This window comes from Halomonas sp. ALS9, assembly GCF_001651035.1.
In the GTDB taxonomy this organism is placed as follows: Bacteria; Pseudomonadota; Gammaproteobacteria; order Pseudomonadales; family Halomonadaceae; genus Vreelandella.
The window spans coordinates 588,804-615,395 of record NZ_LXRG01000192.1 but is presented as its reverse complement, the minus strand read 5'-3'; the positions used below and the strand labels follow the sequence as shown (position 1 = coordinate 615,395).

At 54.3% G+C, this 26,592-nt stretch carries 25 protein-coding genes; 7 read left to right on the top strand and 18 right to left on the bottom strand.

Going from position 1 to position 26,592, the window contains the following annotated elements:
• Nucleotides 1–37 precede the first annotated feature (37 nt).
• Nucleotides 38–1,006 carry an MBL fold metallo-hydrolase gene (locus A6R74_RS16600; RefSeq protein ID WP_064235580.1) on the bottom strand — a complete coding sequence of 323 codons (969 nt, stop codon included), beginning with the start codon at nt 1,004–1,006 and terminating at the stop codon, nt 38–40.
• A gap of 479 nt (nt 1,007–1,485) precedes the next feature.
• On the opposite strand from A6R74_RS16600, the gene A6R74_RS16595 reads away from it, so the two are divergent.
• From A6R74_RS16595 to A6R74_RS16580, 4 genes are all read left to right on the top strand, one after another.
• Nucleotides 1,486–1,974: a MarR family winged helix-turn-helix transcriptional regulator gene (locus A6R74_RS16595; RefSeq protein ID WP_064235579.1), complete on the top strand. Its 489-nt coding sequence runs from the start codon at nt 1,486–1,488 to the stop codon at nt 1,972–1,974.
• 357 nt (nt 1,975–2,331) lie between these two features.
• Nucleotides 2,332–3,381 (top strand): TRAP transporter substrate-binding protein, encoded by a 1,050-nt coding sequence (locus A6R74_RS16590; protein WP_064235578.1) that lies wholly within the window; start codon nt 2,332–2,334, stop codon nt 3,379–3,381.
• 27 nt (nt 3,382–3,408) lie between these two features.
• Nucleotides 3,409–3,951 (top strand): TRAP transporter small permease, encoded by a 543-nt coding sequence (locus A6R74_RS16585; RefSeq protein ID WP_064235577.1) that lies wholly within the window; start codon nt 3,409–3,411, stop codon nt 3,949–3,951.
• Entirely contained in the window at nt 3,944–5,239 is a 1,296-nt protein-coding gene (locus A6R74_RS16580) for a TRAP transporter large permease (protein WP_064235576.1), read from the top strand. Before A6R74_RS16585 ends, A6R74_RS16580 begins: the two co-directional genes overlap by 8 nt.
• Before the next feature lie 96 nt (nt 5,240–5,335).
• On the opposite strand, the gene paaZ is transcribed toward A6R74_RS16580, so the two are convergent.
• The 6 genes from paaZ to paaA all read right to left on the bottom strand — a co-directional run bounded on the left by paaZ (nt 5,336) and on the right by paaA (nt 11,391).
• Nucleotides 5,336–7,378, bottom strand: a complete 2,043-nt coding sequence (paaZ, locus tag A6R74_RS16575) for a phenylacetic acid degradation bifunctional protein PaaZ (RefSeq protein ID WP_064235575.1) — start codon at nt 7,376–7,378, stop codon at nt 5,336–5,338.
• A gap of 109 nt (nt 7,379–7,487) precedes the next feature.
• Nucleotides 7,488–8,570, bottom strand: coding sequence for a 1,2-phenylacetyl-CoA epoxidase subunit PaaE (gene paaE, locus A6R74_RS16570; RefSeq protein ID WP_064235574.1), 1,083 nt, complete (start codon nt 8,568–8,570; stop codon nt 7,488–7,490).
• A gap of 19 nt (nt 8,571–8,589) precedes the next feature.
• A complete protein-coding gene (gene paaD, locus A6R74_RS16565; protein WP_082906716.1) occupies nt 8,590–9,204 on the bottom strand; it encodes a 1,2-phenylacetyl-CoA epoxidase subunit PaaD in 615 nt (204 codons plus the stop codon).
• Nucleotides 9,188–9,997 (bottom strand): 1,2-phenylacetyl-CoA epoxidase subunit PaaC, encoded by an 810-nt coding sequence (paaC, locus tag A6R74_RS16560; protein ID WP_064235573.1) that lies wholly within the window; start codon nt 9,995–9,997, stop codon nt 9,188–9,190. The genes paaD and paaC overlap by 17 nt, the downstream gene beginning before the upstream one ends.
• A gap of 11 nt (nt 9,998–10,008) precedes the next feature.
• Nucleotides 10,009–10,290: a 1,2-phenylacetyl-CoA epoxidase subunit PaaB gene (gene paaB, locus A6R74_RS16555; protein WP_022521442.1), complete on the bottom strand. Its 282-nt coding sequence runs from the start codon at nt 10,288–10,290 to the stop codon at nt 10,009–10,011.
• A gap of 114 nt (nt 10,291–10,404) precedes the next feature.
• On the bottom strand, nt 10,405–11,391 hold the full coding sequence (paaA, locus tag A6R74_RS16550; protein ID WP_064235572.1) for a 1,2-phenylacetyl-CoA epoxidase subunit PaaA: 987 nt from the start codon (nt 11,389–11,391) through the stop codon (nt 10,405–10,407).
• 377 nt (nt 11,392–11,768) lie between these two features.
• On the opposite strand from paaA, the gene A6R74_RS16545 reads away from it, so the two are divergent.
• Nucleotides 11,769–12,659: a LysR family transcriptional regulator gene (locus A6R74_RS16545; RefSeq protein WP_064235571.1), complete on the top strand. Its 891-nt coding sequence runs from the start codon at nt 11,769–11,771 to the stop codon at nt 12,657–12,659.
• A gap of 107 nt (nt 12,660–12,766) precedes the next feature.
• On the opposite strand, the gene A6R74_RS16540 is transcribed toward A6R74_RS16545, so the two are convergent.
• From A6R74_RS16540 to paaG, 10 genes are all read right to left on the bottom strand, one after another.
• A complete protein-coding gene (locus A6R74_RS16540; protein WP_205634197.1) occupies nt 12,767–14,050 on the bottom strand; it encodes a TRAP transporter large permease in 1,284 nt (427 codons plus the stop codon).
• Between the two features lie 2 nt (nt 14,051–14,052).
• Nucleotides 14,053–14,631: a TRAP transporter small permease gene (locus A6R74_RS16535; RefSeq protein WP_064235570.1), complete on the bottom strand. Its 579-nt coding sequence runs from the start codon at nt 14,629–14,631 to the stop codon at nt 14,053–14,055.
• A 107-nt stretch (nt 14,632–14,738) separates the two neighbouring features.
• The gene (gene dctP, locus A6R74_RS16530; RefSeq protein ID WP_165603392.1) at nt 14,739–15,728 is read right to left on the bottom strand and encodes a TRAP transporter substrate-binding protein DctP; all 990 of its coding nucleotides are present in this window, start codon (nt 15,726–15,728) and stop codon (nt 14,739–14,741) included.
• Between the two features lie 71 nt (nt 15,729–15,799).
• Nucleotides 15,800–16,957, bottom strand: coding sequence for a CaiB/BaiF CoA transferase family protein (locus tag A6R74_RS16525; protein ID WP_064235568.1), 1,158 nt, complete (start codon nt 16,955–16,957; stop codon nt 15,800–15,802).
• A gap of 10 nt (nt 16,958–16,967) precedes the next feature.
• A complete protein-coding gene (locus tag A6R74_RS16520; RefSeq protein ID WP_064235567.1) occupies nt 16,968–17,915 on the bottom strand; it encodes a hydroxymethylglutaryl-CoA lyase in 948 nt (315 codons plus the stop codon).
• A 461-nt stretch (nt 17,916–18,376) separates the two neighbouring features.
• Nucleotides 18,377–19,690: a phenylacetate--CoA ligase PaaK gene (paaK, locus tag A6R74_RS16515; protein WP_064235566.1), complete on the bottom strand. Its 1,314-nt coding sequence runs from the start codon at nt 19,688–19,690 to the stop codon at nt 18,377–18,379.
• Nucleotides 19,691–19,771: 81 nt separating this feature from the next.
• Complete coding sequence (pcaF, locus tag A6R74_RS16510) at nt 19,772–20,977, bottom strand: 3-oxoadipyl-CoA thiolase (protein ID WP_064235565.1); 1,206 nt, start codon at nt 20,975–20,977, stop codon at nt 19,772–19,774.
• The gene (paaI, locus tag A6R74_RS16505; RefSeq protein ID WP_064235564.1) at nt 20,974–21,441 is read right to left on the bottom strand and encodes a hydroxyphenylacetyl-CoA thioesterase PaaI; all 468 of its coding nucleotides are present in this window, start codon (nt 21,439–21,441) and stop codon (nt 20,974–20,976) included. Before paaI ends, pcaF begins: the two co-directional genes overlap by 4 nt.
• A complete protein-coding gene (gene paaH, locus A6R74_RS16500; protein WP_064235563.1) occupies nt 21,434–22,984 on the bottom strand; it encodes a 3-hydroxyacyl-CoA dehydrogenase PaaH in 1,551 nt (516 codons plus the stop codon). Before paaH ends, paaI begins: the two co-directional genes overlap by 8 nt.
• A gap of 1 nt (nt 22,985) precedes the next feature.
• Nucleotides 22,986–23,777 carry a 2-(1,2-epoxy-1,2-dihydrophenyl)acetyl-CoA isomerase PaaG gene (paaG, locus tag A6R74_RS16495; protein WP_064235562.1) on the bottom strand — a complete coding sequence of 264 codons (792 nt, stop codon included), beginning with the start codon at nt 23,775–23,777 and terminating at the stop codon, nt 22,986–22,988.
• Nucleotides 23,778–24,346: 569 nt separating this feature from the next.
• On the opposite strand from paaG, the gene A6R74_RS16490 reads away from it, so the two are divergent.
• The gene (locus A6R74_RS16490; protein ID WP_064235561.1) at nt 24,347–24,589 is read left to right on the top strand and encodes a hypothetical protein; all 243 of its coding nucleotides are present in this window, start codon (nt 24,347–24,349) and stop codon (nt 24,587–24,589) included.
• An 11-nt stretch (nt 24,590–24,600) separates the two neighbouring features.
• The gene (gene paaY, locus A6R74_RS16485) at nt 24,601–25,209 is read left to right on the top strand and encodes a phenylacetic acid degradation protein PaaY (RefSeq protein WP_064235560.1); all 609 of its coding nucleotides are present in this window, start codon (nt 24,601–24,603) and stop codon (nt 25,207–25,209) included.
• Nucleotides 25,210–25,264: 55 nt separating this feature from the next.
• On the opposite strand, the gene paaX is transcribed toward paaY, so the two are convergent.
• Entirely contained in the window at nt 25,265–26,191 is a 927-nt protein-coding gene (paaX, locus tag A6R74_RS16480; RefSeq protein WP_064235559.1) for a phenylacetic acid degradation operon negative regulatory protein PaaX, read from the bottom strand.
• Nucleotides 26,192–26,592: the final 401 nt, after the last annotated feature.

Genomic DNA, 26,592 nt, shown 5'->3' with positions numbered 1-26,592 from the left:
ACTGCTGGGCATGATCAGTGGGTGTCACTGGTGGCACTTACTGATTTTCGACGGCGTCCTGCAGCGAGTGCCACATAGCGGTATCGCGCTCTGCCGTCCAGATGCGGGGATCCGGGTATTCGCCGCCTGCTTCGTCGTAGCAGCGAGTGATATCGAAAGGCACACAGTGATCGAAGATGACCCAGTGACCATACTTCGGCTTAAGTACCGCGTAGGTTTCGGCGTAACACTCGGAGAGAGACTTGCCCGCCGCTTTGCCCGCTTTGACACTGCCATACATATCATTCAAAAAGTCGCGGGTGCCTTGAATGGCTTCCTGGCACTGTTCAACCGTTTGCAGTGCATCGCCACGGCCGGGTACCAGCTTTTGGGGCTGCATGGCCTGTAGGCGATCCAGCGTGGAAGGCCAGTCCTCGTGGTAAGCGTCACCGGTGTAAGGGGTGGCGCCATACTCAACGAGGTCACCGGAAAACATGATTTTTTCCTTCGGCAACCAGACGATGGTATCTCCCTTGGTATGCCCGCGGCCCAGGTGAATGATCTGTACTTCACGCTCACCCATGTACACCGTCAGCTTTTCCTGGAAGACGATGTTTGGCCAGGTTAGTCCAGGTACAGAGTCCACTCCCTTGAACAGGCGAGGGAAACGGCCGACTTCAGATTCATAGTCCTGCTGGCCACGCTCGACAATCAGGTCATAGGTGCTCTGGCTGGCGTAGATATTCTCCGCATCGTAGGCGGAAGCACCGAGAACACGTACGGCATGGTAGTGGGTCATCACGACATGCTTAATCGGTAGGTCGGTTACCTCGCGGATACGGCGGATGACGTCCTGAGCCATGATAGGCGTTGCTTGGGTATCGATGACCATTACGCTGTCATCACCAATCACTATGCCCGTATTAGGGTCGCCTTCAGCCGTGTAAGCATAGAGCCCTTCTGCCAGCTTGGTGAAGCTGATCTGCTTCTCTTGGGTGTCGGCATGGGACGCGAATTTCTTGCTCATGATTTCTCCGGTGCTATCAGGGTGGTTCAGGTATTTATTGGATTGTTGTATGCCAGGAGGATAGTTTCTAATGAAACTAAATGTCCAGTGGTCTACAGATAAATCAGTCTTATTTCTGCACGGGATTAGCAATAATGCCCAATAAATCAGATGATTGTTGCAGATCTATACTTAAGTATAATAATTAAAATCGATAAATCGGTTGCAAGAGAGATTACCTGTCGGCACTGTTTCACCTTGTTCTGATAGGGTGTGGCTACGCCTGATGACGCCCATATATGTTGAGGAGCAGTAAGTGACGAGGTGCTATTGGGGGAAGCTAAGAGTGTTATTGGATGGAGCGAGGATGACTCTCTTGCGCTAGGTGGTCAGTATGATGTGGTCAGTACGATAGGCGCGTTGCTGGTGCCCACATTCCCAGCTATCGTGCTGATTTTTCATTACCACCCCAGATAAATGGCGGCTCTAGGAGAAATATAATGACGATGGATAAAGTCGGCGGCGATGCATCTCTGGAGTCTTCGGCCAGGGCAGAGCTCGACCTCAATCAATTTTTACCCTATCAGCTTAACCGTCTGGCTGATCGGATCAGTCAGGCGCTAGAAAAGCTTTATGCCGACTCCTATCAACTCAACATCGCCCAGTGGCGTGTGCTTGCGTGGCTCAGCCACTGTGATGATTTAACCGCTAAAAAAGTCTGCGCCTACACCAATATGGATAAAGCTCGTGTGTCTCGAGCTATTCAGTCGCTGGAAGACCGTGGGCTGATAAACCGCACGCCATCACAGCAAGATCAGCGACTACATGACTTACAGCTGACAGAGGCCGGGCAAGCGCTACTTAATAAGTTAGTACCCGAAGCACAGGCGTGGGAAGCCAATCTGGTGTCGACCCTAAGCGTTGGTGAATATCGTGATTTGCTCAATACCATGCGCAAGCTTGAACGGCAGTTGGAAAGAATTGGCTAAAGGCTCGATACAGGTGACTCGTCCTCTGGTAGCCGATGTTAAGCCTTACCTGATCAATGGCGCGTCATTAGTGTCTCGGATGATGTGATTTATGTAACAAAAAAATTGGCGAAAAATTATTTCCCTGTGGTCATTGGGAATAACTCTAAGAATCTATTTTTTAGATTAACCGTTTGTAATTTAACAAAAAATATAAATTACTACTTAAGTATTAGCATCTTTTAGTCGATGGATCGTTGCACGATCCACGCATCTGCAGGCATTGTGATAACTAACGTGATTCAGATATTTTTCTTATAGCAATAATAAAGTATCACGTTTGACGCTCCCCGTTCGTGACGACCAGAGGAAAGAAAAATGAATAAAACAACAAACCTGATGATCGGCGCTATCGCCGCTGCGACGCTGAGTACCACCGCTCTAGCGCAAACCACTATCACCGTGAGTACCTGGGCTGGCCCTAATCACGGCATCAACACCATGGTATGGCCAACGTGGAAAGCGTGGATTGAAGAGGCGACGGAAGGTCGCGTAACCGTAGATGTGATACATGATATGGGGCCTCCAGCTTCCCAGATGGAAATGGTTGCCGATGGTATCGCAGACGCTACCTGGGTGTTCCATGGCTATAACGCTGGGCGCTTTCTGGCCACTCAGTTACCTGAGTTCCCTACCTTCGAAGACTTCTCGTCGGAGAACGCCTCTGCGGCTTACTGGCATACGCACCAGGAGCACTTAGCGCAAGCTGATGAGCATCGTGGCGTTGATGTGGTGGCTGCGGGCGTGCACGGCCCAGGTTGGATCTTTAGTCGTGAGCAGTACCAAACCCTTGCCGATCTGGAGAGCGAGCGCATTCGCGTCGGTGGCGGGGTGATGGGAGACCTCTCTAATGCCCTGAACCTGACCGGTGTGGCTCTGCCGCCAACCGGGGTCTATGAAGCTGGCTCTCAGGGCGTTATTGATGGCGCTATGCTGGTGCCGGAAGGTCTTAGAAGCTTTCGGGTAGCCGAGATATTTCCCTATACCTTGACGGTGGATGGGGGCTTCTATCGAGGCAGCTTCACCATCGTGGTTAATCCGAGTATTTGGGATGAGATGTCTGCAGAGGATCGTGCCGCTGTGGAAGAAGTCTCGGGTGAGCGGCTGTCGCGACTATTCGGCTACATGATGGATGTATCCGATGAGCGAGGCGTCGAGTTCGCCAAAGAGCAGGGTCATACCTTTACGGCTCTTGGTGACGAAGATCTTGAAACGCTGCGTGGTATCAGTAATGACCTCGTTGACACTTGGTCTGAGAACGTCAGTGAGCGGGGTATCGATGCGCAAGCGGCGCTTGAGTACTTCCACCAACAACTTGAAGAAGCTGCTACACAAGAGAGCGTGGCATCTTTAGTGCCACAATCATAATTACCCTTCGCCAAGTGGAGGGCGACTATGCCGATCCTGACGACTCGCTGGTCAAATGTCGGTAGGGTCATGCAGCTGGCGCTGGAGGGGGTGGCGGGTGCCACCCTATTTGCCTTGATGCTGCTGACGAATGCCGACGTAGTAGGCCGTTACTTCTTTAATCTACCTATCCTTGGAACCGTCGAGTTGACTCAGCAGATGCTGGCCGCTGTGGTGTTCCTGTCACTGCCAGTAGCATGCTGGCGTGAAGAGCACGTGAGCGTGGATCTCTTGGACGCCGTATTCCCTGCGCGCTGGATATGGCTGCGCCAGATGATCGTCAACCTAATTATCGCAGTGGCTTTATGGGTGATTGCTACACGGGTTTGGGCGCTGGGCGTGCGTGCTTTCGAGTGGGGCGATGTCACTGAGTTTCTACGTATTCCCGATGGTTACCTTATCTACCTGATTGCCATCATGTTGTTTCTTTCCGCTCTGCTCACCCTAGGCCGAGCGGTGAGTTACCTGCTAGAAGGCGTGGGTGTGATTAAGTGTGGTGGCCCCGTCAGCCAGGGAGATAAGCATGACTGAAGCACTTTATGGGTTTGCAGCGCTGTTGATATTGGTATTCCTGCGCATGCCTCTGGCGTTTGCCATGGGGATCGTGGGCTTTGTGGGCTTCTACTACCTGACGGGTAACTGGAACGCGGCTGAAGCCATGGCGTCGCGGCGGGTGGTAGACACCGCTAGGGACTACGGACTATCGGTGATACCCCTGTTTATCTTGATGGGTAATTTGGTGTCCCATGCTGGGCTCTCAGATGCGCTATTCCGAGCCTCTAACGGTTTCCTTGGTCACCGTAAGGGCGGTCAGGCGATGGCAACCATTGTGGCTTGTGGAGGATTTAGTGCTATTTGTGGGTCGAGCCTTGCGACCTGTGCCACTATGGGGCGGGTAGCAATGCCTCAGATGCGCAAATACGGGTACAAGGATTCGCTGGCGGCGGCCTCCATTGCAGCGGGCGGAACCCTTGGGATACTGATTCCTCCCAGCGTGATGCTGGTGATCTACGGCATCATTACCGAGACCAGCATTCGTGAACTGTTTGCAGCGGGTTTTATCCCCGGCATGCTGGGCATTGTGATGTATCTTGGCGCGGTTAAGTGGGTTCTGTGGCGTGATCCCAGCGCTGGGCCAGCGGCCGAAAAAGTCCCCTGGAATGAGCGCTTTTCAGCGCTAAAAAATGTGGGGAGCACCCTAGCGCTGTTCGTATTGGTTATCGGCGGCATCTATTTGGGTATATTCACCCCAACTGAAGCAGCGGGTATTGGCGCAATGGGTGCCTTTGTAATTGCGCTACTCAAGCGTGCTTTGACGCCGACTATACTCATGAATGTCCTTATGGACACTGTGCGTACAACAGCGATGCTATTTGCGGTGGTGTTGACGGCGCTCATCTTTGCTAATTTTATTAACCGTGCGGGGCTTCCCGATGATCTCTTGGCGTTGGTCACCGGGCTGAACGTAGCGCCCTTCGTGGTTATTCTCGCCATCCTGGCCATATACGTACTGCTCGGCTGTGTATTCGAAAGTATGTCGATGATGCTGCTGACCGTGCCGGTCTTCTTCCCGGTCGTGGCGGGACTTGGCTATGATTTGGTGTGGTTCGGCATCTTGGTAGTGATCGTGATCGAGATCAGTTTGATAACGCCCCCTGTCGGTATGAACGTGTTCGTATTGCGAGCCGTATTGCCGGATGTATCAACCGGCACTATCTTCCGTGGTGTCACCCCCTTCTGGGTCGCGGGTACCCTACGCGCACTGCTCGTGCTTATCTTCCCCGCTATTGTGCTTTTCCTGCCGCAGTTGCTGTATTAAAAACGTCCTTGCTAAACAAACGGATGACAGAGCGTATGCCCTGTCATCCGTTTTGCTTTTGCCTTACTTTTGTTTCTGGTTTTACCGGCTGAACCGTTACTGCCGCTTCGCGACCAGCGTTAGAATGTCGTAACTGGCGACCAACTCATCATGTTGATTGGTCACCGCCACGTCCCACATCACCACGCCCTGCGGGTGACCATCAGGTGACACCCGGCCCTGGTCAATCTTGCGTTTACAGGTGAGGCGGGCGCGAATAGTGTCGCCGACCAACACGGGCGTAATAAAGCGCAGGGTATCCAGGCCGTAGTTAGCCAGCACGGGGCCTTCGCCTGGGTAAACGAATAGACCGGCAGCAGCCGACAGCACAAAGTAGCCATGGGCAATACGCTGGCCGAATTGGGTCTCTTTGGCGGCAATATCGTCGAAGTGCATATAGAAGTGGTCGCCGGAAAGGCAGCCGAAATTGACGATGTCGGCTTCGGTGACGGTACGGCGGTGGGTTAACAATGATTCCCCAACCTGGAGGTCGTCAAAATGGCGTCGGAACGGGTGGACGTCAGTCTCGATCACCTTCGCGCCACGCACATATTGCCTTGTCACTGCCGCGACCATGGTGGGCGACCCCTGAATAGCGGTGCGCTGTAAATAGTGATGAACCGCACGAATGCCACCCAGCTCTTCGCCACCGCCTGCGCGGCCGGGCCCGCCATGTTTGAGCATCGGTAACGGTGAGCCGTGGCCAGTGGATTCCTTTGAGGCTTGGGCATCCAGAATCTGCAGGCGGCCGTGATGCGCGGCCAGGACGGGAATCATCTCGGCAGCAATGGCCGGGTCTTTGGTGGTCAGTGTGGTGACCAGGCTACCCTTGCCTTTGGCAGCGATGGCCAGCGCTTCGTCGATGCCGCGGTAGGGCATTAGGGTAGCGACGGGGCCAAAGGCTTCAATGTCGTGCGCACCGCCGTCGTTCAACGGATTGTGGTTGATCAGCAAGTGGGGAGCGATAAACGCGCCGTGTTCGACTCCCTGGCCGACAGGCTTGAAGCTACCATCTTTGCCCAACACGCACTCACTGGTTTCCAGTAGGCGTTCGATGGCTTCGTTGACGTCGTGGAGCTGATCACGAGAAGAGAGGGCGCCCATGCGCACACCTTCTTCATAAGGGTCGCCGACGACGATGCTGGAAAGGCGTTCTTTAATCATGTCCGCCAATGTATCCAGGTGCTCGGCGGGCACTAACACCCGCCGGATGGCGGTACATTTCTGGCCTGCTTTGGCGGTCATCTCCTTGACGACTTCTTTGGCAAAGATCTCGAACTCTTCATCTTCCGGGGTGACATCCGGGGCCATGATGGCGCTGTTGAGTGAGTCCGCCTCGGCGTTGAACGGGATGCTCTTGGCCATAATGTTTGGGTGACTTTTCAGCATCAGGGCCGTGTTTGCTGAACCGGTAAAGGTGACAAAGTCCTGTTCTTCCAGTTGGTCTAGTAAGTCACCGGCGCCACCAATCACCAGTTGCAAGGCTCCTTCCGGCAACAGGCCAGAGTCGTTGATGATGCGTACGGTAGCTTCGGTCAGGTAGCTAGTGGCGGTTGCTGGTTTGAAAATACACGGCATGCCTGCCAGAAAGGCGGGAGCGAACTTCTCCAGCATGCCCCAGATGGGAAAGTTGAACGCATTAATATGGACAGAAACACCGCGGCGGGGCACCAAGATGTGGGTGCCGTTGAAGTGGTTATCTTTCCCTAATTGGGTGACCGGGCCTTCGTGAGCCACGTTGCCGGAGGGCAGTTCCTTGCGGCCTGTGGAGGCGTAGGTAAACAGGGTGCCGAAGCCACCGTCAATGTCGATCCAGGAGTCGGCCTTGGTGCAGCCAGTGTGATGAGAAATGGCATAGAGCTCACGCTTACGCTCTTGGATATAGGCGGCCAGCGCTTTGAGAATGGCTGCCCGCTGCTGGAAATCCAGCGCCAACATGTTTTTCACGCCGGTGTTGCGGGCATACGCCACTGCTTCGGCGAAGTTGATGCTTTCTTGGTGGGTATGCGCAACGGTTTCGCCATTGATGGCGCTGATCAGTGCTTTGGCCTCGGTTTTTCCGAACCACTGGCCGGCGATGTAACTCTGTAAAACTGGCATTGAGTGTTCTCCCGCCCATCTTTTGGGGATCAGTTGTTGGTATTAGCTGCTGGTATCAGGATCAACAAAGCCGACGGAGTCGCCGGCTTGGGCGTAGGTGGGTTAGGGTTTATACCTCGTCATAGTCAAGCACCACCTTGTCGCTGATTGGATAGCACTGGCAGGACAGTACGTAGCCTGCATCTATTTCGTAATCTTCCAGGGCGAAATTGGCGTCCATTTCCACCTCGCCTTCGATGACTTTTGACTTGCAGGTGGAGCACACGCCGGCCTTGCATGAGAATGGAAGATCGGCCCCATGCTCGTTACCTGCTTCCAGGATGCTCTGGGTATTGCGGGGCAAGTCGTATTCAATAGTGCGGCCGTCGATGATTACCTTGATGTGCGAAGTTTCAGCTTCAAGCTGAGCGGCTCTGGTCGTTTGGCGGCGCTTGGCGCCTGCCGTGGGTAGCCCTGTCGTGAATAGCTCAAAGTGTAGCTTTTCCTTTGGCATGCCATGGTGGGTCAGCACATCGCGCACGATCTCGGTCATTTCTTGCGGGCCACAGATAAACGCGGCGTCGAGCTTGGGCACGTCTACCCAGCGGTCAAATAGGGCGTTGCACTTATCGGCATCGATCCGACCGTTATACAGATCAATTTCCTGCTGCTCGCGGCTGAACACGTAAATGATGTTAAGGCGTTCCAGGTAGCGATCTTTGAGATCCTGCAGGCGCTCGCGAAACAGCGTGCCCGTGGTAGAACGGTTGCCATAGATGACGGTAAAACGGCTCTTTGGCTCGCTTTCCAGGGTGGTGGAAACAATCGACATGATGGGGGTGACGCCACTGCCAGCGGTCACCGCCAGGTAGTGTCCTTCTCGGCTGGGGTCGAGAGGCACAAAGAACTTGCCCTGGGGCGGCATTACTTCCAGGCGGTCACCGGGCTGCAATTGCTGGTTGGCAAAAGTCGAAAAGCTGCCGCCCGGCACCAGCTTGACGGCGACTCTTAGCTCATGTTCGTGGACGCCGGTGCAGATGGAGTAGGAGCGGCGAATATCTTCACCTTCGATATCGCGGCGCAGCGTCAGGTACTGCCCTTGGGTAAAGCGAAAAGCGTCCAGCAGGTCGTCGGGAATGTCGAAAGCAATGGAAACGGCATCATGGGTTTCCTTGCGTACATCCTTGACGGTCAAGGCGTGAAATCGGCTCATGGGAAATGGTCTCGTCGTTTTACAGACACTTGAAATAATCGAAAGGCTCCAGGCAATCGCGACAGCGGTAGAGCGCCTTGCAGGCCGTAGAGCCGAATTCGCTGACGCGTTCGGTCGCGTTGCTGCCACATAAAGGGCAGGGCACGACTGGATCAGACTGGCCGGTCAGGCTGCGCTTGCTAGCACTTCCTACCGGTGGCGCAATGCCGTAAGCACGCAGCTTTTCGCGACCGGCGTCCGTCAACCAGTCGGTAGTCCAGGCGGGTGACAGGCGGCGCTGGATGAGTGGGTCTGCGTAGCCAGCGGCCACCAGCGCTTCATGGATATGCTGTTCGATAACTTCCGTGGCCGGGCAGCCGGAGTAGGTTGGGGTCACATTGACCACCAGCCGTCCATCAAGCCAAGCGGTATCGCGCACAATGCCCAGCTCAACCACACTGACCACAGGCACTTCCGGGTCGGGCACTTCCTGTAGTACAGCCAGCACGGCGTTGACATCGCCTTCGTCACCGGCGGGCGGCAGCCCGCTGCGGTCGCTGCCGATCAAGTCGCTGGAAGGCCAGTCATCGGTAAGCCTGTCAACGTTAGGTCTGTTATTGATAGACGCAGACGGATGGTTACCAGACGGTCGCATCGGGATATGCCCTCGGCAGGTATTGCATTTCCGCCAACAGAAAGCCCAGGTGCTCGGTGTGATGTCCGACTTTGCCGCCGGTATACATCCAGGCGTCGTAGGAAGGACGCACCAGCGTGGCTTCTTCAAGCACCTCTTCCACGGTGGCTTTCCAGCGAGTGGCAACGGTTTCCAGGTCAGGCGCGATGCCGGCTGCTAACATGGCGTGATCAATCTCGTCGCCCTGCAGTAGCTCACCAGTGAACTGCCAAAGGTTGTCGAGCGCTCGCTGCATGCGGGTGTGGCTCTCTTCCGTGCCATCGCCCAGGCGAATCACCCATTCAGAGGAGCGGCGTAGGTGGTACGTCGCTTCCTTAAGCGACTTGGCGGCTACTTCAGCAATGCGCGGGTCGCTGGAGTGAGACAGCCCGTCAAGCAGGTGGACGTGCCATGCATCGAACAGGAACTGGCGCCCCATAATATCGGCAAAGTCGCCGTTAGGCTGTTCGACGAGCAACAGGTTGCGAAAGTCCTGGGCATCGCGGCGAAAGGCTAAAGAGTCGGCATCATGAACCTGGCCTTCTGGTTCAGCAGCCATCAGATCAGCGGCCATCAGTTCAGCAGCATAGCCCAACCAGTTGCGCGCCTGACCGAAGAGGTCGAGACCCACGTTCATCAAGGCCAGTTCTTCTTCCAGCGCTGGCGCCTTACCGCAAAGTTGTGCGTGGCGCTGGCCGAGTACCAAGGCGCTGTCGCCAAGGCGCAGCAGGTAATCGGTCAGCGGTGCTTGTGTTTTCTGAGCTATGTTTTTCATCGCTGCCTCCCTTACATGTGGCCGACTTCTTTCGGCAGTTTGTAGAAGGATGCATGGCGATAGACCTTGTCGTTAGACGGGTCAAACAGCGGCTCTTTCTCATCGGGAGAAGAGGCGGTGATTTCGCTGGCCGGAACCACCCAGATGCTCACTCCTTCATTGCGGCGGGTATAAAGCTCGCGGGCGTTTTCAATGGCCATGCGGCGATCGGCGGCGTGTACGCTACCAACGTGCTTGTGATTAAGGCCGTGCTTGCTGCGTATAAAAACTTCGAAGAGGGGCCAGTCAGCCATGAGGAAAGCCTCTGTGGTCAAGGAGCCCCGTGCCACGGGGCTCTGTATTGTTTTAAAAGCTGGGTTTTAAAAGCTAGGTTTTGAAAGACAAGTTTTGAAAGACAGGTTTAAAAATCAGGCCGCTCGGCGTTGACGCTTGGCGGCATAAGCCACGGCGGCTTCACGCACCCAGGCACCGTTATCAATGGCGTTACGGCGTGCCTCGACACGCTCGCGGTTGCAGGGGCCGTTGCCCTTCACTACGTCGAAAAATTCCTGCCAATCGATTTCACCGAACTCATAGTGACCGGTCTCTTGGTTATATTTGAGATCCGGGTCAGGCGCGGTGCAGCCCAGCAGTTCTAGCTGCGGTACGGTTTGGTCAAGGAAACGTTGGCGCAGCTCGTCATTGCTGTGACGCTTGATCTTCCAGGCCATCGACTGAGCACTGTTGGGCGAGTTTTCGTCGGAGGGCCCGAACATCATTAGCGAAGGCCACCAGAAACGGTTTATGGAGTCCTGCACCATGGCTTTCTGCTCGTCAGTGCCCTCTTGCATCATGGTCAGCAGGATTTGATAACCCTGGCGCTGATGGAAACTCTCTTCCTTGCACACACGAATCATGGCGCGCGCGTAGGGGCCGTAAGAGGTGCGCTGTAGCGGCACCTGGTTGACGATGGCTGCGCCGTCGACCAGCCAGCCGATCGTGCCCATATCAGCCCAGTTGAGCGTCGGGTAATTGAAGATGCTGGAGTACTTGGCGCGGCCGTCGTGGAGTTTATCGACCTCTTCGTCGCGGTCGGCACCCAAGGTTTCCATGGCGCTGTACAGGTACAAGCCGTGACCCGCCTCATCCTGAATCTTGGCCATTAGCTGCAGCTTGCGCTTAAGGGTCGGCGCGCGTGTCAGCCAGTTGCCTTCCGGCAGCATACCGACGATCTCGGAGTGCGCGTGCTGTGAGATCTGACGGATCAATGTCTTGCGGTAGGCATCCGGCATCCAATTCTTGGGTTCGATTTTAATTTCGTTATTGATGCGTTCCTGGAACTGGCGTTCCTCAGGATCCATCTCATCAAGCGTTTTGAGTTTGCTAGAACCGGTTTCCACGAGCTGCGCGTACATAGAGACCTCCGCGGCGTCGGTGTGTCAGGGAGTGTGACTTATCTTACTTGAAGTATAGTGACACAAAATATTTTATCAATAAGTATTTTTGTGTGTCGCTTTAAGACTTTGTGATGACCCATGGAGCCAATATGCTTGGTTTATAAAGGGAAAGCAGCCAAAGATAAGTGATTCTTAACTTCCTTTTTTTCTGAACTAAGATGACTGTTTGGGGGGTGTCGAAACTGATATCACTACTTTAGTCGGATAACGATAGGTGTTGGTGGAGTGAAATACTTGCGTTAATAAAAGTGCGGTTCTTCTTGCCGCTTTGCGAGCTACGATACTGTTTGGCTACGAGCAAGCTGAGCCATGTTTGTTCAAAACTGGAGTAACCAGTGAGATATTACGATCCACATGCACTTCAAATATTTATTACTGTCTGTGAAGAAGGAAGTATCACAGGTGCTGCGGAGAGAATTGCAATTGTACCCTCCGCCGTCAGCAAACGTTTAAGTGCTTTAGAAGAGCAGGTTGGCGTAAAACTATTGGAGCGTAGTAAGAGAGGTGCAGTACCCACTCCAGCCGGTGAAGTGCTATTAAGGTCTGCAAAAGAGACACTCGTTGCTCTTGAGAGGATGCACGCTGAACTTAGTGAGTTTAGCGATGGTGTGCAGGGGAATTTAAGAATTTTGGCAAGCCTGTCGGTGATCTGTCAGTTTTTGCCGAAACAGATCAGTACTTTCATGCAAGCTCATGAGAAGGTACGTATTACCCTTGAGGAGAAGGTCAGCTCGCTTATCACCAGAGGTATTGAAGAGGGCCGAGGAGATATAGGTATCTGCTGGGCGGATGCCCACACTAAAAACCTTTATTCTCAGCCATACCTTACTGATCAGTTAGCGATTGTCGTCAATGCTCAACATCCATTGGCAGACAAGCCCAGCCTTTTTTTTGAAGACACGTTACCCTATGACCATGTAGAGATTCTTCCAGGCAGCCTTGTCAGTTTGACACTGCAGAGAGAGGCTAGTGCGCTAGGCAGTCCCATTAGATTTCGTATACATGTCACTACGTTTGATGCGGCTTGTCGGATTGTTGACTCCAACATTGCTATTGCCGTGGTTCCGCTGGAAGTTGCAACATTATATGAAACAGCAATGAACATTAAGGCCATTCCGCTCAATGATTCATGGGCAACACGCACTTTCGTCGCTTGCGTGAGGGATTATGCAAAACTTAGTGTTCCAGCAAGGGCGCTTTTCGATCACTTGACTAATACAAATTGAGAAATATTAGCCGTTTTTGATATAGGGTATTTAGAAAGGCGAGACTAACCTATGATGACAGGCTAATCTCGCCAAGCTCAAACCGAATATTGTCTCACTGAGAATTATCAGTTACCCATGCTCATCATGCTGTTAGGCAGCCATATGGCAATCTGGGGGAAAATTAGTACCAGCGCTAACCCCACTACCATTAACATTACAAAGGGTGCTGAACCACGGATAATCTGGCCGATCGGTGCGTTGGTCACCGCCTTAATAGTGAATAAATTCATTCCTACTGGTGGCGTAATCATCGCTAATTCCAAATTAATGACTAGCAGTACCCCATACCAGATTGGGTTAATTTCCAGCAGCGCTAGAACCGGCATAACGACAGGCGAAGTAATTAAAATAATGGCAATGGACTCTAGAAACATGCCGAGTATAAAAATCATTAACATCATGAGGATCAGGAAGCTGTAGACTCCTAGGTCAACATTCAGTACAAACGCTACAATTTGCTGTGGGATCATCATTTTAGTCAATGCATGGCTAAAGATAGCGGCACCTGCCAAGATCATAAATAGCATGGCGGAGGTACGGCTGGCATCAATGGCTGATGTCCATATCTCACGCAGACCAATGCTGCGATACACTAACAAACCGATTAATAGCGCCAGTGTTGCGCCAATAGCCGCTGCTTCTGTCGCAGTAAAGACCCCTAGATACATTCCGCCGAGTACCATGGTCGGTAAGGCGATTGCCCAACCTGATTTGCGGATTGCCTGAATGGCTTCAGTAAGAGAGGCTCGTTGCGCCCGCTTGGCGTGACGTTGTTGAAAGGAGGTCGCAATCATGAATATCCCGGCTAGCATTAGACCGGGGAAAAGACCCGCCATAAATAGCCCGCCTATGGAGGTGTCCGTGGCAACGCCATAGATGATCATAGGGCCGGAGGGTGGAATCAGAATTCCCAGCGTGCCGCCAGCTGCGACTAGGCCATAGGCTACTTTAGGGTCGTAGCCGTAGCGAATCATCTGCGGAATCGCTACCGCGCCGATGGTCAGCGCAGTCGCCACACTTGAACCGGAAATAGCTGAGAAAATCATGCACGCCATGATAGTGGCTATCCCGACCCCTCCTGGCAGATGACGAGTCAGCGTATAGGCGGTGTCATAAAGGTCATCTACGATGCGGCCACGAATCATGATATGGGCCATATACGCAAACAGAGGAATCGCCAACAGTACATACATGCTGACTTTATTGAAAACTATCTCAGTAAGGCCGCCCAGGGAACCTGGCGTTCCCGCCAGCAAAGCAGCACCAAAGATCGACAAGCCAGCAAAGATGGGGAGGCCGGTAAACAGTAATAGAACCAAGCCAAGAAGAATGAGTAGTATCGTGATCATGATCAGTGTTCCTCTTCCTGACATGAATCGACGAAAGCTTTGCCACCGAAGCACAATCGTAGCAATGAATCCAGGCATACCATCATCAGCATTATTCCGCCCAGAGGAATCAACAACTGTAGCCAGAACAGGGGAATCTCCACGTACCCCAGCGTTGTCATGCCAAGCATTTTTGAGAACATGGCAGTCTGCCAGCCGTCGACCACCAAGTAGAGTGCGACGAGTAGCACAGCAAACATCGACCAAGCCTGTGCCCCACGCTGGCGACGACCTTTGAGGCGCTCAGTGAACAAATCGACACCAAGGTGTCGGCCTTCTCTAAGGGCGGCTGCGGCACCTAACATAACGATGCCAACTAAGATGAAGGTCACTACATCGTTAATCCAGAGAGAGGGTTGCCCAAGCAGATAACGAGCCACCACGGCGTAACTTATCAGCGCTAGTGCTACCAAAACACTAGCGGCAGATATCGCCATAGCGAAGGTGGTAATCCAGTATACTAACTGGCTCAATAAACGGCATACCAACGGCGGTTGAAAGACGTCGGCCTTACCCATAGAAGATTTTGTATAATTATTCATAATCTATCCTTTCGAGGAGCATCAACACCCCCGGCTCGGCTGTTATTGAGAGAAGAGGCGGCCTCTCCTCTTACTACCCATGTCGATATAGAAAATATCTTGGTAGCTTAGAGTTGCTTAATCAGCTCAATCAGCCGTTCACCGTCGTTGGCACTCTCAATGAATGCTTGCTCAACGGCCGGTTGCATCGCAATCCGCAGAGCATCGACTTGTTCGTCGGATAGCACAGTGACTTCCACATTGTTCTCTTCTAATTTTGCGATCCCCGTAGGATCGATTTCGTCAGTTTCCGGTAGCAATACATTTTCGGTGCTAGAAGCTGCTGACTCGACCAAGCTTTGGAGGTCTTCTGGCAGGCTTTCCCACCATTGTGGATTAACAATAATGTTTTGATAGACCGTAATCAGGTTGGAGGCTACCGCGTAGTCCTGGACTTCAAAATAGCGCCTCGAATAGACAGCATCGGTGCTAGTAATGGCGGCATCGATAACGCCAGTCTGCAACCCCTGATAGACCTCCGAGCCAGGCATGGTAGCGGGTGAGGCTCCCATTGCGATCAGGCCGGCATCAAATACCCGGCTCAATCCGCGAATCTTAGTACCCTGAAAATCGTCAGGGGCAATGAGTGGTGCGTCAGAGGAGGTGAATGCTGCATTGTTGGCGTCTAGCAACCAAGCCAGATTCTTGACCCCTTTGGATGCCATCTTGTCATCCAGTATTGCTGCCGCTTCGGAGGTTGGAAACTGTTCAAGCTGGTGGCGGCCCGTCATCAGATAGGGGATGTTAAATACCTGCATTTCCGGAATGGTGCCCCCCCACAATAGGCTAACAATCGATGCCGCTTCTATGTGGCCACGCGCGACAGCGGCATGGAATTCCGTAGGCCCGTAAAGCTGGGCACCGCCAAATATTTGCACCTCGATACGACCATTGCTGTTAGTTTTCACCTCATCTGCGAAGGCTTCAATTGCCTGTGCGACGTGATGTGAGCCAGGCAGTTGATGAGCGAGGCGCATCGTATAATCAGCGGCGATGGCACTACTGATGGAGCTGGCGATAGAGACTGATGCAATAAGTGTTTTAATAGTTGCTTTCATAGCGATGTCCATTGTTGTCATTGTCTTTATAGTTGTCTTTATGAATCATATGTCAGTAGCTGGGCATGGCGTCATGCCCGGTTGGTCAGTCTTCCCAGTACTTCCTCGGTGTGTTCTCCTATTTTGGCCAGGGGATGGCGCACTTGAGGGCGTTTACCTCCCATCATTAATGGCAGCAGCACGACATCGGTGGTATCACCGTCATCCGTCTGCATGGGCACCAGTCCACCACTCACCTTTAAGTGCTCGTCTTGCAGCAGTTCGTCGGGACGGGTAATGGGGGCATAAGGTAAGCCAACGGTATCCAGCTTCGCTGAGAGTTCATCAATATGATGATGCTTAAGGGTCTCGCCTAAGGTTGCCAACAGATCATCGCGGACGTTGAGTCGTTGTTCGTTTTTCTGCAACGTCGGATCGTCAAGGAGATCTTGTCGCTCCAGCACGTCGCATAAGATTGCCCACTGTTTGTCGCTCACAGCCCCGATAAACAACTGTTCATTATTGGCTAGCGTGAAGACGTCATAGATCGTCCAGGGAGAGACCCGCGATGGCATAGGAGGCGGTATGTCTCCAGACATGGCAGCCTGCTGCATATGGGAGGCGGAGAGGAACACACAGTTTTCAAATAGAGCGCTTTGAATTTCTTGCCCATTACCGGTTTTACCGCGTTGCATAATGGCGGCAAGCACTCCAATCGCTCCGAACATTCCCCCCATGATATCGTTAACGGAGGCGCCGGCGCGTAATGGTCGGCCTTCGGGGCCGGTCATATAGGCGAGCCCGCCCATCATCTGCACGACTTCATCAAGGGCCAAACGATTTTCGTAGGGGCCAGGCAGGAATCCTTTATGAGACACATAGATGAGCTCGGGAAACTTCGCTGACAGCGTTTGGTAGCCTAGCCCCAGCGAGTCCATCAGCCCAGGGCGAAAGTTCTCAATCATGACATCCGATTCGGCTAATAGCGCTAGCAGGTTCGCTTTTCCTTCGGGAGACTTGATGTCGAGTACTACGCTCTTCTTATTACGGTTATAAGTACGGAAAAAGCCCATCCCTAGACCGGTCATCTGGCGTGTTTTATCGCCGCTTGGCGGCTCAATTTTGATAACTTCGGCGCCTAAATCTGCCAGGATCATGCCGCAAGTGGGGCCCATAACCATGTGACTAAATTCAATGACGCGGATACCGTCGAGGGGCAACGTGGTCTTGCCAGGAATAGAACTGCTCATAATAACCTCGTTACACTTCAGCAAGTTGGTGGTTAGGCTGGAACGTTTTCGGTAAACCTGCTTTCCAGAGAGTGCCGTGCATTTCCTCACCTTCCAGCCAGTTCGCCAGCTTCTGCCTGAGTGTTAGCAGTTTGGGAATATCTATCTTGGTCTCATACCCCATGCTGCCCAGCATGTAGGCCAAATCTTCAGAGGCCACGTTGCCACTTGCTCCTGGTGCATGAGGACAGCCACCGATCCCTGCTAGAGAGGCGTCGAAGCGTGTGATCCCTACCTCAAGCGCCGCGTAGGCATTGGCCAGTGCTAAGCCCCGAGTATCGTGAAAGTGTGCTCGCCAGCACTTATCCCCCGCTAGTTTGATGGCTTGTCCGAACAGCTCTCGCACCATGGCTGGATCGGCGTAGCCTACGGTGTCCGCCATACTGACGCGGTCAGCGCCTGCTTCTAGCGCTGCCTGCATAATGCGCAGTACCTCGCTACTGTCAACATGCCCCTGAAGCGTGCAGCCAAATGCCGTGCCGATGCCGGCTTCAACCAATATCTCGGAACCAGCGTTCTTTTTCGCCGTTATGATGTGTGCCACCTCTGCGATCATTTCATCGGGTGTCTTACGCACATTGGCTAAGCTATGCTGGCGACTGGCGGAAATAGGCAGGATCATCAGATCTGCCCCACTGGCGATGGCTCGCTCGGCCCCTTTTAAATTCGGCACAAGAACTGATACGAATAAACCGGGTAGTGTTTTGGCGTAGGTCACAAGCTCTGCAGTATCCGCCAGCTGTGGCAGCAGCTTGGGTGGAACAAAGGAGCCCACTTCCATTTCACGCATGCCCGCTAAATAGGCATCATGAATCCACGCTATTTTTTTGTTGGTTGGCAGGGTGAAGGCAATGTTCTGTAGTCCATCGCGTAAGCCCACCTCATTGATGACAGCTTTGCCTTTTGGGGTTTGTTGCATTGCAGTATCTCGCTGGGTGACATTGTCGTTGTTATGCAACCAAACCTAAGACACTCGCTGAACACCTAAAAGGTCGGAATCATCAGCTAATCAGTTCCGAATTGGAAAGAATATTTAAAGTATTTAATAAACATGGGGTTAGGATTTTTTTGCTGTTTCTGTCGCGCGGGAATATAGACGTAAGTACATGTGTTAGTACTTACGTTTGGTAGTTTGTCTGTTTTTGTTGAGGGTTCTAAGTGATTACTAATAAAGCGGCTTAATTAGGGGCTTTTGTCTACGGGAATAGTGAGGTGCTCAACATGATAGTCCTCATACACGACATCAATTGCTCACGAAGTTATCCTTCTTTCAGGAAGGGATTGTCTTTGTTCGATGAGAGCAATCCCCTACGTATAAATACTTTAATGCTTATGCGCCGATGCACGTTCATAGCGACATCAAGCAATTAGAGAACTGAATCAGCGAAGATCCTTGACGCGCCTAGCCTTACCCATCGAACGCATAACGCTTTCTAACGGGCACACTTCAACTTGGCTGCTGATACCAATGTATGTCTTGATGGCATGCTGAAGCTCTTTCGCGGCTTGTTCACAGGCCACAGGGTCGCGGGCGATGTCATGATGGTTAGCTTCGACACGTACAAGTACCGTGTCCATATTGCCTTGGCGGCTGACTTCGATCTCGTAGTGGGGCGAAAGCGACGCGATCTTGAGCAGTTGCTCTTCAATCTGTGTGGGGAACACATTCACCCCGCGAATGATCAGCATGTCATCGCTGCGGCCAGTGATCTTGTCGATGCGCCGCATGGGGCGTGCGGTGCCGGGTAGCAGGCGGGTCAGGTCGCGGGTGCGGTAGCGAATTACCGGCAGGCCTTCTTTGGTCAGGGTGGTGAACACCAGCTCGCCGTATTCGCCATCGGGGAGTACTTCGCCGCTGGCGGGGTCGATGATCTCGGGGTAGAAATGATCTTCCCAGATGGTCGGGCCATCTTTGGTTTCCAGACACTCCATGCCCACGCCCGGCCCCATTACCTCGGAGAGACCATAAATATCGAGGGCGTCGATGCCCAGACGCTGCTCTAAAGCAGTACGCATGCTGTCGGTCCAGGGTTCAGCACCGAAAATGCCAGTGCGCAGGGGCAGCTTGTGAGGGTCGATGCCTTGGCGCTCCATTTCGTCCGCGATGTTGAGCATGTAAGAAGGGGTGACCATGATGATGTTCGGCTCGAAATCACGGATCAGTTGAACCTGTTTCTCGGTCTGGCCGCCTGACATGGGGATGACCGCGCAACCCAGGCGTTCGGCGCCGTAATGCGCGCCCAGCCCACCGGTGAACAGGCCGTAGCCATACGCCACATGCACCTTGTCATTGCGGCTGCCGCCAGCGGCACGGATTGAGCGCGCCATCACATCGGACCACACATCAATATCTTTCTGGGTGTAGCCAACCACCGTGGGTTGCCCCGTGGTACCGCTGGAGGCATGGATACGCACGATCTCGCTCATCGGCGTGGCCAACATGCCAAACGGGTAGTTGTCGCGTAGATCGGCCTTGGTGGTGAACGGCAGTTTGGCGAGATCCGCCAGTGTCTGGATATCGTCGGGATGTACCCCGGCTTTATCGAAAGACTGCCGGTAGAACGGCACATTGTCGTAAGCGTGCCTCAGGCTCCACTTCAGGCGCTTGAACTGAGTGGCGCGCAGCTCGTCGACGCTGGCAGTTTCCAAGGGGTCGAGAGTTGCAGTGTCGATAGGCGTAGCGGGCTGATTCATCAGGGGGCTCCGGTCAAGCAAGTTGTTATTGGACTAGTGTCTAAATGCGCCATGGTCTAGAGAATGGTGTTAGTTATGGGCTTATACGCGCTCAATGACCATCGCGATGCCCTGGCCGACACCGATACACATGGTGCATAGCGCAAAGCGTCCTTGCCGACGTTCGAGTTCATGCAGGGCGGTGGTGACGAGTCGAGCGCCGCTCATGCCCAGCGGGTGGCCGAGTGCGATGGCGCCGCCATTGGGGTTAACGTGTTCGGCATCATCGCTAAGCCCTAGGTCGCGCATAACCGCCAACGCCTGAGCAGCGAACGCTTCGTTGAGTTCGATAACATCCATCTGATCCAAGGTAAGCCCGGTCTGGGCAAGGACCTTGCGGGTGGCGGGTGAGGGGCCGAACCCCATGATCCGCGGCTCCACCCCCGCGGTGGCCATGCCTACTACACGAGCGCGGGCTTTCAGGCCAAAACGTTCGGCCTGCTCAGGTGACGCCATCAGCAGCGCACAGGCGCCATCGTTAACGCCTGAGGCATTGCCCGCAGTAACACTGCCGCCTTCACGGAAGGGCGTGGGCAGTTTGGCGAGTTGCTCGGCGGTCGTGGTGGCGCGCGGATGCTCATCGCTATCTACCACCAGCGGATCCTGTTTGCGCCGGGGGACTTCGACAGGAGTGATCTCTTCGGCCAGGCGGCCGGCCTCCATGGCGGCGGCGGTACGCTGTTGGCTGCGGAGTGCGAAGGCGTCTTGGTCTTGCCGGGAAATAACAAACTGTTCGGCGACGTTTTCGGCGGTTTCGGGCATGGAGTCGATGCCGAACTGGGCCTTCATGGCACGGTTCACAAAGCGCCAGCCGATGGTGGTGTCGAAGATGACGGCCTGACGTGAGAAAGCTTGTTCTGCCTTACCCATCACAAAAGGGGCTCGGGACATCGACTCCACACCGCCAGCAATCATCAGCCCCGCTTCACCGGTCTTGATGGCGCGGGCAGCGTTGCCGACGGCGTCCATTCCAGAACCACACAAACGGTTAATGGTGGAGCCGGGCACCTCAACGGGAAGCCCCGCGAGCAACGCAGACATGTGTGCTACGTTGCGGTTGTCTTCCCCTGCCTGGTTGGCGCAGCCGTAAAGGACATCGTCTACCAGCGACCAGTCTATGTTCGGATTGCGCTCCATCAGGGCGCGCATGGGAATGGCCCCCAGGTCATCGGCACGCACGCTTGAAAGTGCGCCGCCGTAGCGACCTATCGGAGTGCGTATGGCATCAATAATTAGCGCGTCTTTCATTGGTTGTCTCCAGCAGCGGTGTCTTCCAGGCGGCGTACGCTGCCGCGGATTTTGTAGGAACGTCCACGGAATAAGGCAATGGTATCGCCGTGCTGATTGCGCAACGTGATGTCGTAAATGCCGGTGCGCCCACGGCGGCTGCGCTCTTCGGCGGTGGCGGTGAGCTCATCGCCCAACTGGGCGGGGCCGAGATAGTCGATACTGCAGCCAGCGGCGACGGTGGCTTCATCGTAGCTGTTGCAGGCAAACGCAAAGGCGGAGTCGGCCAGGGCAAACAGAAAGCCGCCATGGCAGTTGCCGTGCCCCTGCACCATGTCCTGACGCACGGTCATGGTCAGTTCGGCGAAGCCGGGTGCCATGCGCGTAATGCGCATACCCAGCCCTTGGCTGGCATGGTCGCGGGAAAACATTGCCTCGGCACAGGCTTCCGCCAGCTGTTGCGGGGTCAGTTGGGAGTCACTCATGAAAGCTTTCCTCACTCAGGGCTTTGCGGCGCAGCAGGAAAGAGCTGCGATAGCGCTCTTCGCCGTAGCTCTGCTGCAGGTGTGTAAGGGTACGGTGAACGAAGGGCAGTCCCAGCGAGTCCGCCCAGGCCAAGGGGCCGCGTGGGTAGTTGACCCCGGCCTGCATGGCCAGGTCGCCATCCTGGGCGCTGCAGACACCTTGCAAAACGGCATCGGCGGCTTCATTGGCGAGCATGGTCACGGTGCGCAATACCACCAGCCCCGGCGTGTCGGTCAGCCAGGCCACATCCATTCCCAAACGTTGGAAGAAAGCTGTGGCAAGCTGGCGGGCCTCGGGCGACGCTGTATGGCTGGCAGCAAGCCCTATGGCGCTGGCGCTGCGGTAGTCCAGGCACAGGTCGAACAGTACCAGGGCTTCGAGCCCTTCATTAACCGCGCGCTCGGCGGCGCAGCGCCCATCGCTGAGGGCCAGCACCAGGTCGCCTAGGTACAAGCGAGACGTACCGTCTTGTTGTAGCGATTCGCGATGTACCACATCAAGCCCGGCTTCCTGAGCGCGTTCCAGCAGCGGAGCGATGGTGCTATTCGCGCCCTGTACGACAAGTGCGGGCAGTTCCGCGTTTGCTGGTGCTGCAAACTTGGGCTGAGCCATAACGGTATTTGCACGCTCTCCTTCAGGAGGGTAGTCGAAGAAGCCTTGGCCAGACTTACGCCCCAGGCTACCGGCTTCAACCAGCGCCTGTTGCACCAGGGAGGGTTTGAACCGGGTGTCGCCGTAGTAGGCATCGAACACCGAACGGGTCACGGCGTAGTTAACGTCATGACCGATCAAGTCCATCAGCTCGAAAGGCCCCATGCGGAACCCGCCGGCCTGGCGCATCAGTGCATCCAGGGTGGCGGCATCGCTGGCAACTTCCTGTAGCAGGCGAAGACCTTCAGCATAGAAGGGCCGTGCCACGCGGTTCACGATAAAGCCCGGGGTGGAACTGGCGTGCACCGCGACCTTGCCCCAGGCGCTGGCGGTATCGAACAGAGTCTCAGCGACCTCGGTGGTGGTCGCCAGTCCAGACACCACTTCCACTAGCTTCATCACCGGCGCGGGGTTGAAGAAGTGCAGCCCCGCCATGCGCTCGGGGTATTCAAGATTGGCGGCAATGGAAGTAATCGACAGTGATGAGGTATTACTGGCGAGCAAGGTCTCCGGTGAGCATAGCGCTTCGAGCTGAGCAAACACCTGGCGCTTAATCTCAAGGTTCTCGACGATGGCTTCGATAATCAGGCGACTATCGGCCAGGGCATCAATTGCATCGGCAGGCTGCAGGCGAGCGATGATGTTATCCACATCACCTTGAGGCATTTTGCCCTTGGCAACACGCTTTTCCAACTGGCGACGAATGTTGTCGATACCGGCTTTTGCTGTGCCCGGTTGATTGTCAAAGAGAATCACCGAGTGGCCAGCCTGGGCGGCTACCTGAGCGATACCGGCACCCATGGCCCCTGCGCCGATAACGCCAATAGTGGCGGTGCTAGGAAGTGCTGGCATATCACTCTCCCTTAAAGGTGGGGTGACGTTTCTCCATGAAAGCGCTGACGCCTTCGCGGTAATCCTCCGAGCGCCCGGCCAGCCGCTGAAGATCGCGCTCCAGATCGAGCTGTTCGTTGAAGCTGTTATCGCTGCTGGCATGCAGGGCGCGCTTAATTAGTGCCAAGCCGCGTGTGGGTTGAGTGGCCAGGTGGCGAGCCATGTTCATGGCTTCTTCTTGGAGCGCTTCATCGTCAACGCAGCGCCAGATCATGCCCCACTGCTCGGCAGTCTCGGCGGGAAGCTTGTCGCCCAGCATTGCCAAGCCCTTGGCGCGGGCCATGCCGACTAAGTTAGGCAGTGTCCAGGTGCCGCCGGAGTCTGGTATTAAACCGATCTTACAGAAGGCCTGAATAAAGCTTGCCGAGCGAGCCGCCAACACGATGTCGCAAGCCAGGGCGATGTTGGCACCAGCACCTGCAGCCACACCGTTCACCGCACAAATAGTCGGAAACGGCATGTCTTTAAGGGCGCGCAGCATAGGGTTATAGCGTTTCTCCAGCGACTCGCCGAGGTCGGGGGCTTGCTCGCCGGGCGCGACGCTACGGTCGGAAAGGTCTTGACCGGCGCAGAAGCCGCGGCCGCTACCCGTCAGCAGCAGAGCACGAACGCTTGGATCCTGGCGCACGGCCTTAAGCACCTTGCGCATCTCGGCATGCATTTCGGTATTGAAGCTGTTCAGGCTGTCGGGGCGGTTCAGCGTAATACAGGCGACGCCGTCTTCGACGCTGTAAAGCAGGGGCGCTTGGCTCATGGGGAATATCCTTGTCTCAGTGCCCTTTAAAAGAGGCTGGTCGTTTTTCTAGGAAGGCGCGAATACCCTCGTCGCAGTCGGCGGTGCCCGCCAGAAAAGTGAAGGCATGGCGTTCAAAGCGCATTCAGTGCTTCCGGGCGTTTCAGCGTGATGCATAAAACGCCTTCCATGGGTGTGGTTATTTTTAGAGTAGAGGGCATTTTTACCTCAGTTCGGCCTGGGGTGCGCAGGATGAATATCTGCCGAGTATAGGTTTATTTTGATACACATCAATATTGCTTAGTTGTCTTTAGTGTGTCGCTTATGATTGTTTTGGTTTATTTATGCTTTTTTAACAATAGCTTGCATGTATTTTTTGCAAAGAGATGAGGGGCCTTAGACCATGGTATGAAAGACGGTTAAGTAGCTCAAGAAGGCATACCCAGCTCATATCTATCGAGTTTATCGACAGTTAGTACATCACTACTTAAGTAAGTGGTGGCAGGGAAAGCGTTTGATGTTTTGTTACGGGAAAGATAGTCTTCAAGAATATAGCGTATCAAAAAAATAAGTGAGTGCAGGAGCGCCCCATGACGCAATCAGCGCAGCAGATGTTCGACCTTCATCGTGAGATTCTTGACCGGGCTGTCGCCGCTACCTATGGCCGTGATTTTTGGACACCCTATCCAGAAAGCATGCGCAAATACCCTGAGGATGCCGTTAAAGCGGCACCGTCTAACAATCCTGCCGCGAATGCTTCCCTATGTAATCAAGCCTTTGTTGCCAACCGCTTCGTGGTGGTGCAAAGCCGTCGCCACGGCCAATCAAACTAACGGAGAACGTTATGCCTTACTATCGACTTGAAGGGGTGACGCCAGTGGTTCACCCGACGGCTTATGTACACCCTACTGCGGTGTTGATCGGGGATGTGATCGTGGGTCCCAACTGTTATGTAGGCCCTGGCGCGGTGATGCGCGGCGATTTCGGCCGTCTTGTGCTGGAAGAGGGATCCAACCTTCAGGATACCTGTGTGATGCACGGCTTTCCGGGCTGCGTCACTAAGGTTGAGAAGGATGGCCATATCGGACATGGCGCGGTACTGCATGGCTGCGTGATTGGGCGTGATGCCATGGTGGGGATGAACGCCGTGGTGATGGACGGTGCCAACATTGCTGAGCGATCTATCGTGGCGGCAGCAGCCTTCGTTAAGGCGGGCTTCGAGTGTGAGCCCCAGTCACTGGTGATGGGGTCACCTGCAAAGGTCAAGCGCACGCTGAGCGATGAGGAGTTTGCCTGGAAGCAGCAGGGCACCCAAGAGTATCAGCGTTTAGTGACCCGTTGCCGTGACAGCTTGGAAGCCTGTGAACCGCTGGCAGAACTCGATGCTGACCGCCCAGCTTTGCTAGCCGGTGACACTCAGCCTAAACAGCAGACGCTGGATCAGTCGTCATAATCATAAATTGCGGTATGCTCGATATGACGACTTGTTCAGTGATCTTGTTAAGTGCTCATTCCAGCCCGCCGAAGCGCTGGTAAAAACTGGGCCCGGGGGCGGGTAATGGGCCCTCGGCGGTTTCCAGGTGTCGATCTAGCCAGCGCTCTGCGCGTTCGTAGAGCAAACGATAGAGATTGCGGCAGAGCTGGTGGGCATAGCGGCCTTCCCACGCCGTGGGGAGGAGTTCGTCCGGCAGAAGAGGATCGCGTAATTGAACCTTGCGATACTCGTGAATAAGCAAGGTTCGCGCAATGAAGCACGCTTCCTGGCCCAAATGGTTCTCTGTGTTGAGGGCGTTCCAGAGGGGGCGAAACTTAACCAGAAAACGTTGGTAGAGCTCGGCTAATTCGTCGAGGTTCCAACTCTCTCTGACCTGGAGTCGTAGCGGTTTGCTGGTCATGGGCTCCATGGCCTGAGTTTGCATAACGATCGTATCGTCTGCCGCATCCAGTTCTTGCAAGGCCGCCATGGCTTCTGCGCATGACAGCGTAGGGTGTGCCAGCACGCCCTGTGCAAAACTACCAAAACCCAGCCATTCGAGCTCGTCACGAATCTGCTGACGCCGGTCTGGGGGGAGCTGTGTCAGCAATGCTAATGTCCACTGGCCCGACCAAGGAGGCTGAGCGCCGTGATAGACGCGTTTGAAAGCTTGTTCAAAACGCCGCCGCCCAGGGCCACTCAATCGGTAGTAGCTGCGACGACCCACCTTTTCACCCCGTAGCCAGGTCTCATGGGTCAGCCGGTAAACAGAGGTACGCACTAGCCGCTCATTGATACCGATAGGCTCCACCAGTTTCGACAGACTACCAAGCCACACGGTACCGCCCCGCGGAACGATAGAGTCGCCATAGACGGTAATAATCAGTGAACCGGCGCGGATTGGTCGACGTTGCTGGAAGTCATCAATAAGCGTGGCGACGCAGTCTGTAGCTGACGACATGGTGAAAGTTGTTTTCCTTTACGATGATATTGTCGGTAGAAATGACAGAAAATATAACGAATATAGCAGATTATCGTATCACGTTTTTTGGTGGTTTGGCCGGAGTCGTTACCAGGGAGTCTGGTGCCAACGGTTTGTGAAGAAGTGAATCGTCCCAAGTTTCGTAGGCACGGTAATTGCCCTATTTCAACCGAAAAAATGCGTAGAGCTCATTCACTATATGGCTCAAAATTACTCAGAGCTGATTGGCTAATTAATCGTTTCTACATCAAAAGCTACAATCTGGCGCTCGACGCTTGAAAACTCTACATCAATCGCTTCCTAGATGCCTCTTGTACGCCTAGCGCGGGCAAGCTCAGTCGGCATCAATCGGGATAAAATAGATTGTGCCGCTAAGGTTT